The organism is Chitinophaga sp. YIM B06452 (assembly GCF_039655965.1).
Classification (GTDB): domain Bacteria; phylum Bacteroidota; class Bacteroidia; order Chitinophagales; family Chitinophagaceae; genus Chitinophaga.
Window position 1 is genome coordinate 1,683,328 of sequence record NZ_JAWLKY010000001.1, and the last position, 17,409, is coordinate 1,700,736.

The following is a 17,409-nucleotide window of genomic DNA, read 5'->3' on the forward strand; positions in this document are numbered from 1 at the left end:
AGTTACTTTTATTGCACCTATGCAAAAACTGCTATATCTTCTTATTTGCTGCCTTGGCGGCGCTTCCGCCCTGCATGGCCAGGGTTACAACATCTCTGTACAGCTGAAAGGATACAAGGCCGGAACGGTCTATCTCGGTCATTATATGGGGAAAACCACGTATGTAATGGATTCCGCGCAGATCAGCCCGGCCGGCACCGCCGTGCTGAAAGGCGGGGAAACGCAGCCCGGGGGCATTTACCTGGTCGTATTACCCGGCAAACAACGTTATTTCGAAATATTGCTGGATAAGGTGCAGACCTTTTCCATCGTGGCAGATACGGCGAACCTGGTCACCGGTACTGAATTCAAAAATTCGCCGGACAATACCATGTTCAGCAATTACAATAAGTTCATCGCGCAAAACTCCGCCGAAATACAGCGGCAGTTGGCCGCAGCCCGCACGGCGGAAGATTCCGCCAAAGTGAGGCCGCTCATGGAATCGTTCAGCAAACAACTGCAGGACTACCGGGGCCGCCTGGTAACGGAGCAGCCGCAATCGCTGCTGGCAGGCATTTTCAAAGCCATGCGCGAACCGGCCATACCGCCTATGCCCAAAAAGGCGGATGGCTCGCTGGATTCAACCTACCCCTACCGCGTGTATAAAAGCAATTACTGGAAAGAAGTGAACCTGGCGGATGGCAGGCTGGTGCGCACGCCCGTGCTGGAAACCCGCCTGGACCGGTATTTCAACCAATTGGTAGCGCCCGTTCCCGATTCCGTGATCCTGGAAGCGGATGCGATCATCGCGAAAACGAAAAAAGACAAAGAGAGCTTCAAATTCGTGCTGTGGTGGATCACCCGGAATTACGAAAATTCCTCTATCATGGGCATGGACGCCGTGTTTGTGCACCTCGTGGAAAAATATTACATGAAAGGGGATGCCTACTGGCTGAACGAGGAACAGAAGAACAAGATCATCGAGCGGGCCGTGACCATTGCGCCCAACCTGATCGGGCAGCAGGCCGCGCCGCTGGTGCTGCAGGATACAGCGGCCAAACGCGCGTCGCTGTACGATATCAAATCGAAATATACGGTGGTGGTGTTTTGGGACCCCACCTGCGGCCATTGCATAACGGAAGTGCCTAAACTGGATTCCGCATTCAACGCCAGCTGGAAGAGAAAAGGCGTGGTGATGTATGGCGTAAGAACAGACGGTACTAAAGACGAATGGACAAAGTTCATCAAAGAAAAGCACCTCACAGGCTGGATACATGCCTGGGACCCCGAGTATAAAAGCAACTACCGTAAGTTCTACGATGTATATGCCACCCCGGTAGTTTACCTGCTGGACGAGCATAAAAAGATCCTGGCCAAACGCCTTGGCGTCACGCAGTTAGATGAATTCCTGCAACGGGAACTGAGCGGCCGGAACATGCAATAGCTGTTTGCAAACGCTTCATTTTCAGCTTGATAAAAATAGCAATTTCTCCTTTGGCACAGTCTTTGGATTTGTTAGGTCATCACCAAAACCATAGGTTATGACTAAAAGGATTGTTCTATTATGTATGGCTACCGGTTTATCCGTAGCAGCAATGGCGCAGGTTAGAGTAGGTGTAAAAGGTGGTTGGAACATCGCGAATGTTACCAATACCAACAGTGGCGGTACTGACAACAGCCGCGCTTTAAATTCTTTCCATGTAGGCGCTATTGCGGATCTTCCGCTTTCTGAAATAATCTCCATCCAGCCGGGGGTATTCTACACCGGTAAGGGTACTAAAGTTGAAAGAGGCGAACCTGGAGATGTGGCGTATTTCAAATCCACCACCAATCCCCAGTACATTGAAATTCCCGTAAACTTTGTGGGTAAGATCCCTGTCGGGCAGGATACCAGGCTCTTCCTTGGCGTGGGTCCTTATGCTGCATTCGGCGTAGCGGGCAAGAACAAATATGAAACCACTATCGCAGGCGTGCACAGCAATGGCGAATCCAGCATTAAATGGGACGATGACACGCCCCTGAATTCAGGCGACCCCAACCAGGGCTATGACAAGTATAAACGTTTCGACTACGGCGGTAACATACTGGCCGGCGTTGAATTCGGCAACTTCCTGCTGTCTGCCCAATATGGTATGGGCTTCGGTAAAATTTATTCCGGAACGGACGATAGCCGGGACGACAAAAGCAAGAACCGGGTATGGAGTTTCTCCGTTGGTTATCTTTTTGGCGGAACCAGGTAAACAATTTTGCCTGAAGAGAGTTTTTTATAGGAACACCATTTCATCCTGACATATAAATTTCAAAACACAAAAGCAAAACATGAAAAAAGTACTCTTATCCGTTGCGGCCATGCTGATAGCCGGCGCTACATTTGCCCAGACCAAATTCGGGATTGTGGCAGGCCCCAGCTTTTCAAGTGTCACTTACAAAACAAACGGAAATAAGGAAACCAGCGACCTGTTGGTTGGGTTCAGGGCCGGTCTTACGGCGGACCTCCAGCTTGCAGATGAATTTTACATCCAGCCAAGCCTGTTATACACCGGCAAAGGCGGGAAACAGGAAGTGCTGGGCTTCGATACGAAGACCCGTGTAAATTATCTTGAACTGCCGATCAACTTCATGTACAAACCTGAAGTGGGTGCAGGCAACCTGTTCATCGGCCTTGGACCTTACTTTGCCGTTGGTTTAAGCGGTAAAGGCGAAGCCGTGGTAGGCAATACCGTGGTGGAAAATGACATCGAGTTCGGCGACGAGACCGGCGAACTGAAGAGGTTTGACGCTGGCGCGAACTTCCAGGTTGGTTACGAGCTGCCAATGGGCCTGAACTTCGGCCTGTTTACAGACCTTGGCCTGATCAATCTCCGCGGCAACGGGGACAGTGACAATACTTTCAGGAATACCGCCTTTGGTGTTACTGTAGGTTACAAATTCGGCGGAATGTAATCCGCGTTCATCGCAATTATTCAATAGACCGGCGGGTTATGCATAAGGGTTTACTTTCATGCATTTCCTGCCGGTTTTTTTATGGCCCTATGTGAACAATACCGGCCATTTCCGCGTTAATCCTCTCGCCAAGAATCCTGAATGACCGAATAAACCGAAATAAACTTTCGATGATTCCTGCCCAATTCGTTTCCAGTAAGTTGTGAAATTGAGAAAGTTTGCTGTATGTTTACGCCGCATATATTAGCTGTGAGAGACCTGTCTGTGCGAGCGCATAATATACCCCGTTACTTTCTCCTATAGCTCAAGGTAAGCCCCTATTAAAAACCGATTTCATGAGAACTATTGCGTTGTTGCTGGCAATGCTTTTTATTGGTCTGATGCCTGCCTCTTCCCAGGTAAGCCTGGGTATCCGTGCGGGGTACACTGCTTCCAATATGCATATTACCGGGGAAGCGCCCGGCAGCTTTTCCGTTTCCGGCGGCTCCATGGAAACTTACCATGGCTGGCATGTGGATCTTTTGCTGGATGTGCCTTTGGCTCCCGGCCTGTATCTTCAGCCCGCATTCCGGTATATAACCAAAGGTACAGGACTGAAAGATCCGACTGATCACAAAGGCGAACTTTCCGGCATATACATCCCGCGGGGCAACAGCCTCCGGCTGAATTACCTCGAAATGCCCCTCAGCGTCGTATATAAGTACCCGTTAGGAAAGGGGAGGATCACGGCGGGAGCGGGCCCTTATATCGCATATGGGCTGAATGGCCGTTATTCTTATAATATCGTGCAGGATGGGCGCACCGTATCCCGCAATTCAAAAGACGTGCAGTTTACCCGGAAAAACAACGACAACCTGGCCGTGCTGCGGATGCATCCCTGGGATGCCGGCGCCAATTTCTCCATAGGCTACGAGTTCTTCAGCTGCCTGACGCTGGGCGCCAATTACAGCCTGGGGCTTACAGACAACGACCGGCAGGAGCTCACCTCGAGCAAGAACCGGTACATGGGCATAAGCCTGGGATTCCTTTTCAGCAGGGAAGACTATTGATATTATCATAAAAAAACGAAAGCGGGACTGTTCTGAACAGTCCCGCTTTTTTTTGCCTGCTGATAGGGGTAAGTGAATTTACCCGCGTCATAATATCAGCAATACATCACCAATAAGTTCTAAACAAAGGTGTGACAGTTATAGGGAAATTATACCATTGCGTGTCAACGCAATGGTTTTTTTTATGTGCCGGAAGGCCGGACTGTTTAAACGATAGCTGATGCCACCTGCTGGATCACATGCGGTTTGCCCAGGGTGTAGTAGTGCAGTACGGGAGAGCCCGCCGCTTTCAGTTCTTTCGACTGCTGGATGAGCCACTCCGTGCCGACAACCTCCACATCCTTATCCGTTTTGCATTTCAGTACTTCCGTCGCCAGGTCTTCCGGCATATCCACGTGGAATGTACGGGGCAGCACAGTGAGCTGCTTACGGGAGGTAAGCGGCTTCAGACCGGGGATGATGGGCACATTAATGCCGTTTTCGCGGCATTTGGTGACGAAGTCGAAAAACTTTTTATTGTCGAAGAACATCTGCGTGACGATGTAATCGGCGCCGCCTTCCACTTTCTTTTTGAGATAAGCCATGTCTGTCTGCAGGTTGGGCGCTTCGAAGTGTTTTTCGGGATAGCCGGCCACGCCGATGCAGAATTTGGTTTTGATGCCGCCCATAAGGTCGTCTTCCAGGTAAATACCGTTGTTCATGTTCGTTACCTGCTGGAGCAACTCGAGCGCGTAGCGGTGGCCGTTGGGGTGGGCTTCGAAGAAGGTTTCGTTCTTCGGCGCATCGCCGCGGAGCACCAGTACGTTATCTATACCCAGGAAGTTGAGGTCGATCAGCGCGTTTTCTGTTTCTTCCTTGCTAAACCCGCCACAGATAAGGTGGGGCACGGCATCGATCTGGTAGTGGTTCATGATGGCGGCGCAAATGCCTACGGTACCGGGGCGCTTGCGGATCTCCACTTTGTCAAACGACCCATCAGCGCGTTTCTTGAACATATGCTCGCTGCGATGGTAGGTCACATTGATATACGAGGGCTTGAACTCCATGAGCGGGTCAAGGTGATCGTAAATAGACTCAATGCTCTTACCTTTCAGTGGCGGCAGTATCTCGAAGGAAATCAGGGTTCCTTTGGCCTGCGCAATATGTTCCGTAACTTTCATATATGGAGTTATCTTTTTAAAACCCCGCAAAAATAATATATCCCCTACTATTTATCTAATAGCAAATAAATGGTTAAAATATTTTATCTGAGGGGGTGAAAACCTTGTCCATTCGCCGATTTTATTATTTTTGCTCAGATTCAACTTATGGCATTAAGAATACATACGCAGCAACTGGTTAAGCGTTACCGGGCCAGAACGGTGGTAAACCACGTATCGGTGGAGGTTACGCAGGGTGAGATCGTGGGCCTCCTGGGGCCTAACGGGGCGGGTAAGACCACCACGTTCTACATGGTGGTGGGTCTCATAAAGCCCGATGAAGGGGAGGTTTTCCTCAACGATCTGAATATTACCAAGCTGCCGATGTATAAACGGGCGCAGATGGGCATCGGTTACCTGCCGCAGGAAGCCAGCGTGTTCAGGAAGCTGAGCGTTGAAGACAATATCGCTGCCGTACTGGAAATGACGAAGCTGAAAAAGTCCGAGCAAAAGGAAAAGCTGGAAACGCTGCTCAGCGAGTTTCGCCTGCAGCACGTGCGCAAAAGCCCGGGAGACGTACTCAGCGGGGGCGAGCGCCGCAGAACGGAAATAGCCCGCGCCCTGGCCGTGGACCCCAAGTTCATCCTGCTGGATGAGCCCTTCGCCGGCATCGACCCCATTGCCGTGGAAGACATCCAGGGCATCGTAGCCAAACTCAAATACCGGAATATCGGCATCCTCATTACAGACCATAACGTACAGGAAACCCTCTCCATTACAGACAGGGCGTATTTATTGTTTGAAGGCAAAATACTCAAGGCCGGCACCGCGGAAGAACTGGCAGAAGACGAACAGGTTAGAAAAGTGTATCTTGGCCAGAATTTCGTACTTCGCAGGAAAGATTACCTGGACGAAGCAGCAAAACAATAATCACTATCAACCCTAGTTAAAACCTGGTATGAAGATCTTAAGTCCAGCGCTGTCACAATTGGCCAGATTACGCATGGGGCGTATAGAGCACTTTATGCAATACCCGCTGCAGGTACAGCAGCAGGTGTTTCAGAACTTGCTCAGCGCAGCCCAGTACACCGAATTCGGCAAACAGTACGGCTTTTCCAATATTTTTAAAATAGACGAATTCAAGCAAAGGGTTCCCGTTCACAATTACGAATCCATTAAACCCTATATCCAGCGCGTGATGGAAGGGGAGCAGAATGTGCTCTGGAACACGCCCATCAAATGGTTCGCCAAAAGCAGCGGCACCACGGCAGACAAAAGCAAGTTCATCCCCGTATCCGTGGAAAGCCTTGATGAATGCCACTACCGCGCCGGCCGCGACGTTTTTTCCCTTTATTACAACAACTTCCCCGATTCAGACGTGCTCACCGGCAAATCGCTGGTGATCGGCGGCAGCCACCAGGTGAATAAGCTGTCTGCAGACAGCGACAGCTATTTCGGCGACCTGAGCGCCGTGATGCTGCAAAACATGCCTTTCTACGGCAACCTCGTGCGTACACCCGATCTTTCCATCGCCCTCATGGACGAATGGGAAGAAAAGATCGAACGCATGGCACAGGCCGTGATACACGAAAATGTGACTTCGATAGCCGGTGTTCCCACCTGGACCATCGTGCTCATCAAACGCATATTTGAGCTTACCGGCACCGATAACCTGGCAGACGTTTGGCCCAACCTGGAAGTGTACATGCACGGCGGGGTGAGCTTCACGCCTTATCGCGAACAGTTCAAACGCCTGATCCGTAAGCCCGGCATGAATTACCTGGAATCCTACAACGCATCCGAAGGGTTCTTTGCCGCGCAGGACGTAATTGGCGAAGAAGGGCTGCTGCTGTTCCTCAACCACGGCATTTTCTACGAATTCATGCCGATGGAAGAATATGGTAAAGAATTCCCGCGCACCCTGCAGTTGCATGAAGTGGAAGCCGGGAAGAACTACGCGCTCATCATCAGCACCAATGGCGGCCTGTGGCGTTACCTCGTGGGCGATACCATCCAGTTCGTATCCATGGCGCCTTACCGCATACGCGTGAGCGGCAGGACGAAGTCTTTTATCAATGCCTTCGGCGAAGAGCTGATCGTGGACAATACAGACAATGCCATTGCCAAAGCATGCGAAGCCACCGGGGCGGTTGTGAACGATTATACCGCGGCACCGATCTACTTCAGCGAAAGCGGCAACGGCGGCCACGAATGGCTGATCGAGTTTGAGCAGGCGCCGGCAGACCTGGAGCAGTTCACCACTGTGCTGGACAGTACACTCAAGGCCATCAACTCCGACTACGAAGCCAAACGCCATAAGGACATCGCCCTGTGCCGCCCCACCATTCACGTGATGGCGCCGGGCACCTTTACCGAATGGCTGAAAAGCAAAGGCAAACTGGGCGGCCAGCACAAGGTTCCGCGCCTCAATAACGAAAGAAATGTACTGGAGGAAATCCTCCGGTTTGTTGGAAAACACCAGGCGGAGGGATAATTTCCATTACCTTCGTCCATCATACTCAAGCTAAAACCTATCAGTTAAAAATGAAATTACTTAACAACAAAGTAGCCATCGTAACGGGAGCAAGCCGCGGGATCGGGGAAGCTATTGCACTGAAATTTGCAGAAGAAGGCGCCAATGTTGCTTTTACGTATGTGAGTTCAGATGAAAAAGCAAAAGCCCTGGAAGCCAGGCTGACGGAAAAAGGCGTGAAAGCAAAAGCCTACAAAAGCAATGCAGGCGTATTTGAAGAATGCGAAGCGCTGGTGAACGACGTGGTGAAAGAGTTTGGTACAGTAGACATTTGCGTGAACAATGCCGGCATTTCGAAAGACAACCTCCTGCTGCGCCTTAGCGCTGAGCAATGGGACGAAGTGATGAACGTGAACCTGAAAAGCGTATACAATATGACCAAACTGGTGATGCGCCCGATGATGAAAGCCAAAAGCGGCAGTATCATCAACATGAGCTCTATCATTGGTATGAAAGGCAACGCAGGGCAAAGCAGCTATGCCGCGTCCAAAGCGGGCATCATTGGTTTTTCGAAATCCATCGCCCAGGAAATCGGCAGCCGCAACATCCGTGTGAACGCGGTGGCGCCGGGTTTCGTGGAAACGGATATGACCCATTACCTGAAAGACGGTGAAGGTGCGAAGGAATACCTGGACAAAATTCCCCTGGGCAAATTTGGCTCACCGGAAGACATTGCCAATGTATGCCTCTTCCTCGCATCCGAAATGTCCGCTTACGTAACCGGCCAGGTGCTGAGCGTTTGCGGCGGGTTGAATACCTGATCTTTGAAGTGAAATATTTTGAATAACGGGAACCGTCCTTAGAAGGGGCGGTTTCCTTTTTTATAATACTATTTTAACGCGCTATCTCCGGCACTATCCTATTGCGATCCTTTATCTATCCTATACCGAAGGGATACCCTGGGTATATGTGAATAAAATACCAGGCGGCATTTTTTTTCGCGGGAAAAATTAAATGCGCCTAATTTGCAGCCCGTATGATTCACGTATCAGATATCAAAGACCTGGAAAGGCTTACGATCCATAAGGTGGGGAACGCCTCCAACGAAGATCCGCTGGTGCTGTCGCAGCAGCCGCTGGAACTGAAGGACGAAACCATCGGCAACCTGCTGCTGAGCTATTTCATCCAGCCATTTACCAACAATGCGGAGTATTTCCGGTTCACCCACGATGCGGACCTGCAGCTGAACGAGGTTTTCAAATACTGCAGCCTCATTTTCGAGGACCATGAAAGTTTCCAGGAACAATCCGTCAACATCGCCAAACATCTTTATAAAGTGTCTACCCACCCCAAGATCAAAGGCGGGGAACTGTATATCGTGCACTTTTCCAAATGCCAGGTAGACGGAGAAGAAGTGGAGGCCATTGGTATTTTCAAATCCGAGAACCGTGACACCTACCTGAAGGTCTACCTCTCAGACGAGAACTACGAGCTCAATTACGACGACGGCATCAATATCAACAAGCTGGATAAAGGTTGCCTGGTATTCAACATCGGGCAGGAAGAAGGATACAAAGTGAGCATTGTAGACAGCAACAGCAAGAACGAAGCCGTGTACTGGAAAGACGCGTTCCTGCAGGTGGAAAGAAAGGCAGACAGCTATCACCAGACCGAAACGATGGTAACGCTTTGCCAGCAATTCATCCAGCAGAAGCTGCCCGAAGAGTTTGAAATGAACCGTGTGGACCAGATCGAGCTGCTGAAAAAGTCCGCGACCTATTTCAAGGAAAAAGAACAATTCCAGGTAGATGAATTTGCGGAAGAAGTGCTGGGCCACCCTGATGCGGTAGATGCATTCCGCAACTACCGTGAGCATTTCCGCGACGAATACCGGCTGGATGTGCCGGATGAATTTGATATCTCCAACCCCGCTGTGAAAAAGCAGCAAAAGTTTTTCAAGAGCATTCTCAAGCTGGACAAGAACTTCCACGTATACATACACGGCAACCGCGAGATGATCGAGCGGGGCTATGATGAAGAGCGGAATATGAACTATTACAAGCTCTATTTCCAGGACGAAAAGTAAGGTCAGTAATTGAGCTGGCGGTGCATTTCTTCCAGCTCATGCACCGCTTTGATGATCTGAGTGTCGTATTTGTTGCGGCCTTCGTGGAGCGTTTGATAATTCCAGGTGAAGATCTGTTTGCGGGTGTTGTAGAGCCTGCGCAGCAGCCTGTTCTGCTGTTTTGAGTCGAAGCTCAGCGAGAGGCGGTCTATTTCGTCCATGATGCGGAGGTTCTCATCCATATAATAAATGGCATAATTCTTCAGCCAGTTCATTTTTTCCTCATCATTCCGGGCATGGTATACGCCGGAAGCGAGGATGTAGTTCTCGTCCAGCCGGGCGCGCTTGGCCATATAATCATTCACATCGCGGGGCAGCAGCAGGTACACCGCTGCAATAACGGCCAGCGCCAGGGTGGTGGCCAATACTGTGCTGCGTACCATCACGCTGCGCGGGGCATTCTTTTGCAGGCCGGGATACAGCAATTGCGCCAGCAGCATGCCCGTAAGCAGCCCGCCGATATGCGAGGCATGGTCGAAGTTGGTGGAAAGGAAAATGGTGGAAAGGCTCAGCACAATGTACAGGCCAATGCTGGTGAGCAGGGCTTTTCTTTCACCGGGTTCCAGGAAGCGGTGCAGCGAAAGGGTGAGTATGAAGCCGAAAAGCCCGAACACCGCGCCGGAAGCGCCAAGCGTGGGCGTAATGTCGTACCACCAGAGGCTGGTGAGGCTGGCCATCACGCCGCATAACATATACACGAGCAGGAACCGCCACCTGCCCAACAAGGGTTCCAGGTAAATGCCGGACACCATGATGCCGTACATGTTGAAAAAAAGATGCAGCACGTCCGCATGAAGGAAGCCGGAAGTGAGCAGCCGCCAGGGTTCCCCGAAGAGCGTGAGCGGCTTGAAGCTGGCGCCTGCCTGTTCCAGTACCTGCTGGTCCGGCGCCCAGCCGCTGCTGGCGGGAAACAGCCATTTGTTGGTGAGCAGCAGGAAGATGAACACGTTCAGCACGATCAGTACCGGCGTGACGTAATATCCTTTCACCGGCCTGAACACCTGCATAAAACCCGCTACCACCCGCCTGCTGCGGGTGAGATGGATGGCTTCGCCTTCGGGCCGGATGCGTTGCCGCCTTTGCTGATAAACTTCATCCACTGTTTCCGCGGTTGTTTCCGCTGCAATTGCAGCAACCGCTTTCAGCAACCGTTTGATGTTCTGCCGGTTCCTCCCGAAATCGAGTACCTGCACGCCGGTGGAAACGCTGAACAGGCTTATTTCTTCCGCCGCAAAGCGGATGCTGACCTGTTCATTCCAGGAGCGCAGGCTGAAATTGGTGAATGCGGTGATGTTGCCAGGCGTTACTTCGCTGACCTGCCAGCCCATTTTTTCCACGGCCAGCCAGAAAATGGTGAGTTGCTCCGCCGGGCTGCGGTCTTCAAGGGAGTAGGTGGTGCCGTATCGGGGAGGAAATCCGATCATGATGGGATAATAAACGTAGAGACGCTGCAAGAGCGCCTCTACTATTATACGGAACAATAACTGTTTTATTGTTGGTTATCCGGTTGTTTATTGTCCGGTTTCCGCGGGGGGCGGTTCCGGTGCTGGTTGCGCTGGCCGCCGCCGCCCTGCTGTTGCGGCCTTGGGCCGCCTTCGCGCGGTTCGCGGGGTTCACCCCGTTCATTACGGGGCTTTTGATCGCCGCCTTGCTGCTGGCGGGGCGCTCCCTGCTGGCCGCCTTCGCGGGGTTCACCCCGCTCATTGCGGGGCTTTTGGTCGCCGCGGGGCGGGCGTTGTTCCCTCGGTTCACCCCGTTCATTGCGGGGCTTTTGATCACCGCGCGGCTGGCCGCCTTCGCGGGGCTCACGGGGTTTTTGATCTCCGCGTTGTTCGCGGGGTTCTCCCCGCTCGTTGCGTGGTTTCTGATCGCCGCGTGGTTTTTGTTCCTGCCTGGGAGGACGGTCGCCCTGCGGGCGCTGTTCTTTCTGAGGCCGGCCCTGCTGCTGACCACCGCCGGACTGCGCAGGCTGCTGCTGGTTGCCGCCGCCTTTGGGTTTGTCTTTCTGGTGGTGCTCTTTATGTTTCTCTTTCGATTTCTGTTTGCGTTTCTGCGAAGCCTTTTCGAGGGAGCGGAGGCTGATCTGACCTACCACGTCGGCAAAGCCGAGATCTACGTCTTTATTGGGTTTGCTGGTAACTACCTCAACGGCTTTCAGCTCTTCCGGCTTAATACCCTGCCTGTTCAGCTGGCGTATTTCCTTCACGCGGGTGATGGTAAGCGGGTATTGTTTATTGCTGTTGTCGTAGGAATACCACATGAGGTTCTTGAAAATGTCGCGCTTTTGCAGGGAAGCATTGCCGCTGGCGGTTTCAATCACGTCGCAGTCGTCGGGGAAGTCTTTAAGGGCGTCCAGGTAAGTGTCCAGCTCGTAGTTGAGGCAGCATTTCAGGCGGCCGCACTGGCCGGAAAGTTTGGCCTGGTTGATAGAAAGGTTCTGGTAACGCGCCGCGGTGGTGTTCACCGATTTGAAATCCGTGAGCCAGGTAGAGCAGCAAAGCTCCCGGCCGCAACTGCCGATGCCGCCTACTTTCCCGGCTTCCTGGCGGGCGCCGATCTGGCGCATTTCCACCTTCACCCTGAATTCGGAGGCATATATCTTGATCAGTTCACGGAAATCCACACGGTCATCCGCCGTATAAAAGAAGGTCGCCTTACGGCCGTCCGCCTGGATCTCCACTTCTGCGAGCTTCATTTCCAGGCCTATGCTGCGGGCAATTGCCCGGGCTTTAATAAGGGCTTCGGTCTCGCGTTTTTTATTTTCGGACATGCGGTTCATGTCTTCCGTGGAAGCGCGGCGCAGCAGCTTTTTCACTTCGGGGGTATCTTCCACCCGGCGTTTTTTCATCTGCAGCTTTACCAGTTCCCCGGTAAGGTTCACCATGCCCACGTCAAAACCGCTGACCCCTTCAACGGCCACCATTTCGCCTTTCTCAAAAAGCTGCTTGGTGGAATTCCTGAAGAAATCTTTGCGACTACCGTTATTAAAACTTACTTCTATGATGTCAAATGGTGCTAAACTATCGGTCAAGGGAATATTGGACAGCCAGTCGAAAACGTTCAACCTGTTACAACCTCCGCTGCTGCAACCTCCATTACTCTTGCATCCCGCCGGCTTCCCATCCGCACCCGTACCACATCCGGCACAAGCCATATTATTTTGGTTTATTATTTTAAAAAATAGTTATTCCTGCTATCCCAGGTCACTAAAAGTACATATTTACTTCCAGATTCACAAAGGCGTACAGGGAATTTAAGGGGCAAAGGTACGGCAAATTGTTGACAGCCCTATACGGGCAGCGCCCTGCCCTTGAAAATGTACTGCAGCCGGATAGACAGCGCATGGAAGAGTATTTTGCCGTTGGCATTGCGTTCTATATGATAATAGGCATTGTCCAGCTCTTCGGTGATCTGCTCCATCTGGCCCAGGTTGGCCAGCTTCTTCAGCTTTTCCGCAAAATCCACTTCCTCGTCCGAAAAGGCCAGCTGGCTGCGGTCCATGTACTGCACGCGCAGGCTGTGTTCCAGTACGTTAATGAAGTACCGGAGGAATTGCTTCTGGTTTTCCCGGCCCATTTTGGCACTGGCCATATGCTCTACCCAATCCTGCAAACCCTGCCGGTTTTGCATGAAAATGCAGTTCAGCCAGTTGCGCAACAATTCATGGTAATCATTTTCGGCATGTTGCAGCAGTTGCAATGCTTCCCGGTAGTTGCCGGACGCGATGGTGGCGATCTGCCGCGCACGGGGCTCGGGGGCCTGGTTGCGGGTTACCAGGGCATCCACCACGTCCTGCTTGGAAAGCGGGTTGATCTTTACCAGCTGGGTGCGGGAAAGAATAGTGGCCAGTATCTGCTCCTGGTTTTCAGCCACGAGTATAAAAATGGTATTGGCCGGTGGTTCCTCTATCAGCTTCAGCAGGCGGTTGCCCTCGTTGCCGAGGTATTCGGGCATCCACATGAACAGGATCTTGTATTCGCTTTCAAAGCTTTTCAGGTTCAGCTTGCGGATGATATCGGAACATTCGTGCGCCGTGATATTGCCCTGCTTGTTTTCCGCCCCGATGAACTGCAGCCAGTCGTACGCATTGCCGTAAGGCTGCTGGGCGATGTATTCCCGCCATTCGGTGATATAATCGGTGCTGATGGGCTTGTCGCCCGCTTTGCGGGGAATAACGGGATAGGAAAAATGAATATCCGGGTGAATGTATTGTGCGGCTTTTTTGCAGGCGGAACACTGGCCGCATGCGTCCTGCGGCTGCCGGTTCTCACAAACGAGGTATTGCGCAAATGCCAGCCCGACGGGCAACCCGCCCGCTCCCTCGGGAGCCAGCAGTATCATGGCATGACTGAGGCGGTTCTGTTCCACAGCATGCAGCAAGTGATCGCGGGCTGCCTCCTGCCCTATAATATCAGAGAAAAACATGGCCGTAAAAATACTGCTTTATTATTGGATAGACCGAAAACAGACCCTGCTGAAACTACCCTGCATGGTCGCATCCGGGTTCACGGTTTCCACGTAGTAAGAGCCGGAAACGGTGCGGGTGGCCGCATCTATTTCGGTGATGGTAATGGACGAACTGTCTGTAGTAAGGAACTGATATTCCTTTTCGGCTTTGAAACCCAGCACTACTTTACCTGACGAGGCAGTGGCCTGGCGGCGGGAGAAGATGTAATCGCCCAGGTGAAGACTGTCGTTCTTCAGCCCGGCAGTGGTGTAGCCGGCATCGGCAAGGTTCAGCAGCACCCGCACGCTGTCCTTATAATAGGCCTCCATGGCCAGGAGCTTCAGGTCCTGGTTGCGCAGCATGTTGGCACTGAGCATCTTAAGGGAATTGCTTTGGCCGTTGCCGGAGAGGTAGAAAGCAGCATTTTCGCAATTCAGCAGTTCATTGGGATCGTAGCTGGAACAGGCAGTAAACAATAAAGCAGCGCAGCCGGTGGCTGTGAAAAGTCGCAGTAGAGGTGTAAACATATCGGTCAGTGTTTTTCTATCGCCTCAATCACTTCCGGCGAAGACGGCAGGGTGCGGGGCTTGAAAACAGCCACCAGTTCACCTTTCTCGTTCAAAAGATACTTTTGGAAATTCCAGGTCACTTCTTCCGGAGACAGTTGTTTGGCCTTGCTTTCGGCTATCAGCCACTGGTACAGGGGATGGATGTCTGCCCCTTTCACAGATACCTTGGCGGCCATAGGGAAAGTAACGGCGTATTCTTTCGTGCAGAAGGCTTTGATCTCCTGGTTGGATCCCGGTTCCTGCCCGCCGAAGTTGTTGGCGGGGAAGCCCACGATCACCAGTTTGCCTTTATATTTTTTGTATAGTTTTTCCAGTTCAGCGTATTGCGGAGTATTGCCGCACATAGATGCTGTATTCACGATCAGGATCTTCTTCCCCTTGTATTTGGAGAAATCTATCTTACCGCCTTCCAGCGCATCAACTTTAAAGTCATATACGTTACCGAAAGCAAAGGAAAACAGGACGGAGAGCAGTGCTAATTTCAACATGATCTGGTCTATTTGGAGGTGCAGTTGGAATAATAACTATGAAGTATAAAGATAACTATCCTGGCGGAATTTAGGGATGATCTTATTATTTCCCCTGCTGAAGGTAGTTTTCCAGCGGAAGGCGGTTGGTCAGGGACCGGGCCAGTGTCATTTCGTCCGCATATTCCAGTTCCCCGCCGAAGGCGATGCCGCGGGCGATGGTGGTGATCTTCACGGGGAAGTCCTTCAGTTTCTTGGACAGGTAATAGATGGTGGTATCGCCTTCGATAGTGGGGCTCAGCGCCATGATCACCTCTTCGATGCCATGCTGCTGCACTCTTTCCACGAGGGAATGGATATGCAGCTGGTCCGGCCCGATGCCGTCGATGGGGGAGATGATGCCTCCCAGCACGTGGTATACGCCGTTGAACTGCTGGGTGTTCTCGATGGCGATCACATCGCGGATGCTCTCTACCACGCACACCACATGGCTGTTGCGGGAGTGGTTGGCGCAGATGCTGCAGGTATCGTCGTCGCTCACATTGTGGCAATACTGGCAGAACTTGATCTGGCGGCGCATGCGGGCAATGGTCTCGGAAAACTGCTCTACCTGGGCCGTATCCTGCTTCAGCAGGTGCAGCACCAGCCGCAGGGCTGTTTTTTTACCAACGCCCGGCAACCTTGCAAATTCATTTACAGCATTTTCGATCAATGCGGAGGAGAAGATCATTGTGCAAAATTACGGATAAAGGCTATAGTTTGACCGCCGGGCTTACCGTCCAGTTCTTTTTGATGTTGATAGGGTCTTTGAACGAAAATACGGTTTCCGGCTGCTTCCTGGGCACACCGTAATACACGCCGGTATCCCATACGCCGTTCTTGTCACGGTCTACCACCACGCGGATCTGGTACTCCCCGGGCTGGATGAGCCCTCTTTCCCAGCGGCCGTTGCGGATCACGCCGGTATATTTGATGTTGTCGCCGGAAACGAGCTGTATCACGAACTGGTAGCTGGTGTCTGATTCAGGCAGGATGTTGCGGGCGCTGTCGCTGACGGTAAGCGCTACTTTGATGGTGCCGTAATCGTCCAGGTCTTTGGATTCGAAATTCACAGTGTCTGCCTTGGTGGTTTGCAGCCCGGAAGTGTCTGTGGCAAAGCCCGCCGGCAGTATGATCTGGTACGGTTTATCGGGCTTCCAGTTATAAGCGATCTTGAAGCTCTTGGCAGTGGTATCGGCCTGGTGAATGGTGAAGGCCACTTTTTTGCGGGTCGTGTCCTCGTATAGCCCTATCTGCGCCGAGTCAAGCGATTTGATCGGAAAGTTGAAGGTCATGGTAAGGGAATCACCCAGTTCCTGCTGGCCTCCGCTCAGGTCAAATCCTACCTGGAGCCTGGGTTTGGTCTTCTTCTTATCTTTTTCTTTTTCCCTTGCGGACGGCTGCTCGGCTTCGGGCTCAACTTCCTCTTTGGGAATGGTATCTATCTCGTTGAACAGCGCGAGATTCATGTCAGACAGGTTTTCGGTCAGCCGTACCAGGCTGTCGGAAAATGCGATCAGTTCCTCAGGCTGCGTGTATTGAAAGTCGCGGTCTTCTTCTTTCAGCGCAAAAAGCCTGTATGTGCCCGGTTTCAGGTTCTTAAAGCGGTAGCTGCCGTCGCCTTTGGTTTTGGCCAGGTACAGCGGCTTTTCTTTAGACACCACGGAATCTTCCAGGTTGCCATACAGCATTACGGCCACATTGCTGTCAGGCTTGCCGGTCTCCGCGATCAGCACCTTGCCGGTCATCTGCAGGGAGTCCATGTAAGTGCCGGTAGACACGACGTACTGGAAATCCTCGATGGGATTGCGTTCGTTCACGTCTTTTACGGCGTCGCCGAAGTTGAAGGTGTAAGTAGTATTGGGCTGAAGGGTGTCTTTGATCTCCAGGGTCACAACGCGCAGCTTGGAAGTAATAACCGGCGTGCGTTTCATGGTGGGGGATACGATCAGCTTTTCGATCACATTGTCCAGCTCCACGAATTCGTTGAAATGGAATACAACTTTATTCGCCTTGAAGTTCAGGGTGGAATCGCCCGGGTTCACCGATACCAGCCTGGGCGGCAGGGTATCGCGGGAGCCGCCTCCCGGAGGTACGATGTTCGCACATTGGGTGAAAAAACAGCAGAAAGCCAATACGATTAGTGAGCCTATCCAGCCCCGCATGTTCTGATTCATGA

16 protein-coding genes are annotated in these 17,409 nt (G+C 52.0%); 8 read left to right on the forward strand and 8 right to left on the reverse strand.

Features of this window, described 5'->3' with window-relative positions; genetic code table 11:
• Nucleotides 1-19: 19 nt before the first annotated feature.
• From R3I13_RS06680 to R3I13_RS06695, 4 genes are all read left to right on the forward strand, one after another.
• Nucleotides 20-1,423 carry a redoxin domain-containing protein gene (locus tag R3I13_RS06680; RefSeq protein ID WP_346317152.1) on the forward strand — a complete coding sequence of 468 codons (1,404 nt, stop codon included), beginning with the start codon at nucleotides 20-22 and terminating at the stop codon, nucleotides 1,421-1,423.
• A gap of 97 nt (nucleotides 1,424-1,520) precedes the next feature.
• Nucleotides 1,521-2,219, forward strand: a complete 699-nt coding sequence (locus tag R3I13_RS06685; protein WP_346317153.1) for a porin family protein — start codon at nucleotides 1,521-1,523, stop codon at nucleotides 2,217-2,219.
• 79 nt (nucleotides 2,220-2,298) lie between these two features.
• Complete coding sequence (locus R3I13_RS06690) at nucleotides 2,299-2,922, forward strand: porin family protein (RefSeq protein ID WP_346317154.1); 624 nt, start codon at nucleotides 2,299-2,301, stop codon at nucleotides 2,920-2,922.
• Nucleotides 2,923-3,257: 335 nt separating this feature from the next.
• Complete coding sequence (locus R3I13_RS06695; protein WP_346317155.1) at nucleotides 3,258-3,971, forward strand: porin family protein; 714 nt, start codon at nucleotides 3,258-3,260, stop codon at nucleotides 3,969-3,971.
• 206 nt (nucleotides 3,972-4,177) lie between these two features.
• Here R3I13_RS06695 and metF read toward each other — a convergent pair whose 3' ends face one another.
• A complete protein-coding gene (metF, locus tag R3I13_RS06700) occupies nucleotides 4,178-5,131 on the reverse strand; it encodes a methylenetetrahydrofolate reductase [NAD(P)H] (RefSeq protein WP_346317156.1) in 954 nt (317 codons plus the stop codon).
• A 147-nt stretch (nucleotides 5,132-5,278) separates the two neighbouring features.
• On the opposite strand from metF, the gene lptB reads away from it, so the two are divergent.
• The 4 genes from lptB (at nucleotide 5,279) to R3I13_RS06720 (ending at nucleotide 9,669) form a co-directional block, all read left to right on the forward strand.
• A complete protein-coding gene (lptB, locus tag R3I13_RS06705; protein WP_346317157.1) occupies nucleotides 5,279-6,040 on the forward strand; it encodes an LPS export ABC transporter ATP-binding protein in 762 nt (253 codons plus the stop codon).
• 28 nt (nucleotides 6,041-6,068) lie between these two features.
• The gene (locus R3I13_RS06710) at nucleotides 6,069-7,604 is read left to right on the forward strand and encodes a GH3 auxin-responsive promoter family protein (RefSeq protein WP_346317158.1); all 1,536 of its coding nucleotides are present in this window, start codon (nucleotides 6,069-6,071) and stop codon (nucleotides 7,602-7,604) included.
• Between the two features lie 50 nt (nucleotides 7,605-7,654).
• Nucleotides 7,655-8,404 (forward strand): 3-oxoacyl-[acyl-carrier-protein] reductase, encoded by a 750-nt coding sequence (gene fabG / locus R3I13_RS06715; protein WP_346317159.1) that lies wholly within the window; start codon nucleotides 7,655-7,657, stop codon nucleotides 8,402-8,404.
• A gap of 215 nt (nucleotides 8,405-8,619) precedes the next feature.
• Nucleotides 8,620-9,669, forward strand: coding sequence for a nucleoid-associated protein (locus R3I13_RS06720; RefSeq protein WP_346317160.1), 1,050 nt, complete (start codon nucleotides 8,620-8,622; stop codon nucleotides 9,667-9,669).
• Nucleotides 9,670-9,671: 2 nt separating this feature from the next.
• Here the strand turns inward: R3I13_RS06720 and R3I13_RS06725 are convergent, their stop codons facing one another.
• The 7 genes from R3I13_RS06725 to R3I13_RS06755 all read right to left on the reverse strand — a co-directional run bounded on the left by R3I13_RS06725 (nucleotide 9,672) and on the right by R3I13_RS06755 (nucleotide 17,407).
• Nucleotides 9,672-11,132 carry a rhomboid family intramembrane serine protease gene (locus R3I13_RS06725; RefSeq protein WP_346317161.1) on the reverse strand — a complete coding sequence of 487 codons (1,461 nt, stop codon included), beginning with the start codon at nucleotides 11,130-11,132 and terminating at the stop codon, nucleotides 9,672-9,674.
• A gap of 65 nt (nucleotides 11,133-11,197) precedes the next feature.
• A complete protein-coding gene (ricT, locus tag R3I13_RS06730; protein WP_346317162.1) occupies nucleotides 11,198-12,739 on the reverse strand; it encodes a regulatory iron-sulfur-containing complex subunit RicT in 1,542 nt (513 codons plus the stop codon).
• Between the two features lie 257 nt (nucleotides 12,740-12,996).
• Nucleotides 12,997-14,133, reverse strand: a complete 1,137-nt coding sequence (locus tag R3I13_RS06735) for a hypothetical protein (RefSeq protein ID WP_346317163.1) — start codon at nucleotides 14,131-14,133, stop codon at nucleotides 12,997-12,999.
• Nucleotides 14,134-14,154: 21 nt separating this feature from the next.
• Complete coding sequence (locus tag R3I13_RS06740; protein WP_346317164.1) at nucleotides 14,155-14,682, reverse strand: hypothetical protein; 528 nt, start codon at nucleotides 14,680-14,682, stop codon at nucleotides 14,155-14,157.
• A 5-nt stretch (nucleotides 14,683-14,687) separates the two neighbouring features.
• Nucleotides 14,688-15,212, reverse strand: a complete 525-nt coding sequence (locus R3I13_RS06745; RefSeq protein ID WP_346317165.1) for a glutathione peroxidase — start codon at nucleotides 15,210-15,212, stop codon at nucleotides 14,688-14,690.
• A gap of 85 nt (nucleotides 15,213-15,297) precedes the next feature.
• Nucleotides 15,298-15,921, reverse strand: coding sequence for a recombination mediator RecR (gene recR, locus R3I13_RS06750; RefSeq protein ID WP_346317166.1), 624 nt, complete (start codon nucleotides 15,919-15,921; stop codon nucleotides 15,298-15,300).
• A gap of 22 nt (nucleotides 15,922-15,943) precedes the next feature.
• Nucleotides 15,944-17,407, reverse strand: a complete 1,464-nt coding sequence (locus R3I13_RS06755; RefSeq protein ID WP_346317167.1) for an Ig-like domain-containing domain — start codon at nucleotides 17,405-17,407, stop codon at nucleotides 15,944-15,946.
• Between the last annotated feature and the right edge of the window lie 2 nt (nucleotides 17,408-17,409).